Genomic DNA, 3446 nt, shown 5'->3' on the forward strand with positions numbered 1-3446 from the left:
CCTTATGCAAAGAAAGTAGTTATGCAAAGTAAATGCTTGAACTGCCGATGTTTATGTAGTTTTTTATGGATTTACTTTGCATAATCTCCCAAGATGATATCAGGGCTTGAGCCCAAATATCATTTGGGGGGAACGATCATGCAGAGCAAACCATTAACAAAACTCCTGGAAGAACTAGAACAGGAACTGATGCGACTCGGCTATACAGAAGGTTCTCTTAAGTTTTACCGTCGCCGTTGGAAGATGCTTCTGGATTTTGCTAAGTCTCGGGGAGAAAACTACTTCAGCGAACAACTGGGTATCGACTTTGTTGAAAAGCACTTTAATATTTTAGAAAAAGATTTTGACAAAACTCTTTCTCAAAAGGATACTCAGGAGCTACGTGTAATCAGGATGGTAGGTGACTTTCAGCTTCACCACTCTGTACTGCGGCGCTATTACAAGCACAAGGAAATATTGACAGATCCGTATTACATCAACATTAGTGATGATTTTCAAAACTACTGTAAAGAAAAAGGTTATTCAAAATCCACTATTGACCACTATGTAAAGCAATCTGCATATTTTATGGACTATCTTGCTTCCCAGGGAATCAGCAACTGCAGCGATATCACTTTGGAACTAATCAACAGATATATTCGGACACTTGCCGGTTATACCTATAAAACGGTAGAGCAGAATATCTGTTCAATGCGGACGTTCTTCCGTTTTCTTCAGGAAAGGGGAATCGTCAGCACGGATTTTGCATCAAAGACGCCTATGGTTCAGGCAAGGAAACAAACAAGAATACCATCTGTATGGACAAAGGATGAACTTAAGGCGCTCATTAACGCTATCGACCGTGGAAGCCCAAAGGGGAAACGTGATTATGCCATTATCCTTCTAGCCTGCTCCCTTGGTCTTAGGTGTACCGATATCAAACAACTGAAAACGGAAAATTTCCATTGGGAAGCAAAAAAACTGGTATTAACGCAATCTAAGACAAAGGAACCGCTGGTACTTCCCCTTATCCCGGAAGTAGGATGGGCAGTCATTGATTATCTCCGGTATGGCCGACCAAAGGTGGACAGCCCATATATCTTCATCCGGCATACAGCGCCGTTCCTTCCATTTACTGAAGGAGACCATCTTAACCAGATAATCAAGCATTACATGGTCGAAGCACACCTTCCCACCTTAAAGAAACGAAGGGGGATGCATTCCTTAAGGCACACCGCGGCCTCGCTTATGCTGGAGAATGATACGCCATTGGCGGTCATCTCCGATATCCTTGGTCACGCCGACACCGATTCTACAGCCGTATACCTCAAGGTTGACTTAAAGAAGCTGAAGGAATGCCCGCTGGAAATTCCGGAGGTGACCCGCAATGAGTAATTTTATTTATGAGGGTCCCTTTGGTAAGCACATTCAGGATTTCGTACAGCTCAAGAAAGCAATAGGATACAAATATGACACCGAGGCCCGGCATCTGAAGCGCTTTGATGAGTTTACAATAGACAAATATCCATCAGCAGACAGACTTTCAAAAGAAATTGTCCTTGACTGGGGCAAAAAGAGATCATATGAGGCGCAGGCCAACCAATGTTCGCGGGCTTCTATCATACGTCAGTTCGGAAAATATATGGATTCCCTTGGACTTGATGCTTACATTATTCCGAAAGGCTACTACCCTACAGAGGAGCAGTACATTCCACATATTTATACCCCGGATGAACTGAAGCGTTTTTTTGCAGAAACTGATAAATGCCATTACTGTATCGAGTGTCCAGACAGGCACTTAATCATGCCAGTGTTTTTCAGGATGATATACTCCTGTGGTCTGCGTGTGTCCGAAGCCAGGCTCCTTAAGGTTGGCGATGTGGATCTTGATAACGGTATTCTTATCATTAACCATTCCAAGAAAGATAACAGCCGACTTGTTCCTATGTCTGGAACCCTTACAAAGCGATGCCGGGATTATGCCCGGAAAGTCCATCCATTCACGGACGAAAAGGCGTACTTCTTCCCTGCAGTAGGCGGGAGACCTATGACAATACAAAATGTCTACCATAACTTCAGGAGATTTCTCTGGCGCGCCGGCATTTCTCATGGCGGCAGAGGCAAAGGCCCACGGATCCATGATTTTCGCCATACCTTTGCTTGTCATTGTCTGAAACGCTGGGTTGAACAAGGCAAAGACCTGTCAGCTTATCTACCAATCCTCAAAGCTTACATGGGACACGATTCCTTCGAGGAGACCGCTTATTATCTAAGGATGACGGCAGATGTTTTCCCGGATATCACCATTCGTCTGGAAGGGAAATATCCGGATCTGATCCCTGGGCTGGAAGGTGATGTAGATGAAACCGACTGATTTCGCAGTGCATCTTACCAGATTCCTTTCCGAATATCTACCAGGCCACAAAAACGTAAGCAGGAATACCATCAGTTCCTATCGCGATACATTTAAACTCCTGATCCGCTACTGCCAAGAAAAAGAAGGTATTGCAGCAGAAAATATTACAATGAATACCCTGTCGGGAGGCCTGATTACCAGGTTTTTGGAATGGCTGGAAACAGAGCGCAAATGCAGTATATCGACACGAAATCAGCGGCTGGCTGCCATCCATTCCTTTTTCCGTTATGCCCAGTGTGAAGACCCATCAGGACTTTACCATTTTCAAAAGGTCATTGCCATACCTGTCAAAAAAGCAGGCAAAGCAGTTGTGGAGCACCTTACTCCTGAGGCCATGCAGTTCCTATTGTCCCAACCGGACAAAACGACAATCCGCGGGCGGCGTGACCTGACCCTGATGAGTGTCCTCTATGACACAGGGGCAAGGGTACAGGAACTTATTGACATCAAGGTGTGTGATGTAATCCTGAACACACCGGCCATCATCGTGTTGACTGGAAAGGGCAATAAGATTAGGCGTGTTCCCATCATGAAAGGTACTGTCCAGCTCTTGGAACGTTATATTTACGAAAACCATCTTGATGTAAACTGGAAAAATGAGTATCCGCTGTTCTTCAATAAACAGCATAGTAAGCTAACCAAAGAAGGGGTTTCCTACATCATCTCAAAATATGTGGAACAAGCTAGGCTATCATCAACGTTGATTCCGTCTAGGGTCAGACCGCATATGTTTCGTCACAGCAAGGCAATGCATCTTCTTCAGGCCGGAGTTAACCTCATTTATATCCGTGATTTCCTAGGCCATTCCGATCTAAAAATTACTGAGATCTACGCCAGAACCGATACAGAGACGAAGCGTCAGGCAATCGAGAATGCCTATCCAGAACTAGTCAACAGTAGCTTGCCGGATTGGAACGAGGATCAGGCACTTCTTGCATGGCTGTCTCGACTGTAGAAGTCTCAAAGATTATGCAAAGTAAATGAGACAGAAATCCTTATATTTAATGGTCTGTACGAGTTTACTTTGCATAATCATCTACTTTGCATAAGG

Annotated in this window: 3 protein-coding genes; all 3 read left to right on the forward strand. The window is 44.4% G+C overall.

Translation table 11 applies throughout. The annotated features are described in order from the left end of the window. Nucleotides 1-138 precede the first annotated feature (138 nt). Genes IT084_RS17430 through IT084_RS17440 form a run of 3 tightly spaced genes read left to right on the forward strand, consistent with a single transcriptional unit; the run spans nt 139 to nt 3350 of the window. Nucleotides 139-1374 (forward strand): site-specific integrase, encoded by a 1236-nt coding sequence (locus IT084_RS17430; RefSeq protein ID WP_195714156.1) that lies wholly within the window; start codon nt 139-141, stop codon nt 1372-1374. Further along, nucleotides 1367-2353, forward strand: coding sequence for a tyrosine-type recombinase/integrase (locus tag IT084_RS17435; protein WP_195714157.1), 987 nt, complete (start codon nt 1367-1369; stop codon nt 2351-2353). The genes IT084_RS17430 and IT084_RS17435 overlap by 8 nt, the downstream gene beginning before the upstream one ends. Beyond that, the gene (locus tag IT084_RS17440; RefSeq protein ID WP_195714158.1) at nt 2340-3350 is read left to right on the forward strand and encodes a site-specific integrase; all 1011 of its coding nucleotides are present in this window, start codon (nt 2340-2342) and stop codon (nt 3348-3350) included. The genes IT084_RS17435 and IT084_RS17440 overlap by 14 nt, the downstream gene beginning before the upstream one ends. The last annotated feature ends 96 nt before the right edge of the window (nt 3351-3446 follow it).

This window comes from Desulfallas sp. Bu1-1 (assembly GCF_015594625.1).
GTDB lineage: Bacteria > Bacillota > Desulfotomaculia > Desulfotomaculales > Desulfallaceae > JADNRQ01.

Excerpts from the sequence above, each read along its gene's own strand:
- IT084_RS17430 (WP_195714156.1), top strand. The coding sequence starts at position 139 with ATGCAGAGCAAACCATTAACAAAACTCCTGGAAGAACTAGAACAGGAA.
- IT084_RS17440 (WP_195714158.1), top strand. The coding sequence starts at position 2,340 with ATGAAACCGACTGATTTCGCAGTGCATCTTACCAGATTCCTTTCCGAA.
- IT084_RS17435 (WP_195714157.1), top strand. The coding sequence starts at position 1,367 with ATGAGTAATTTTATTTATGAGGGTCCCTTTGGTAAGCACATTCAGGAT.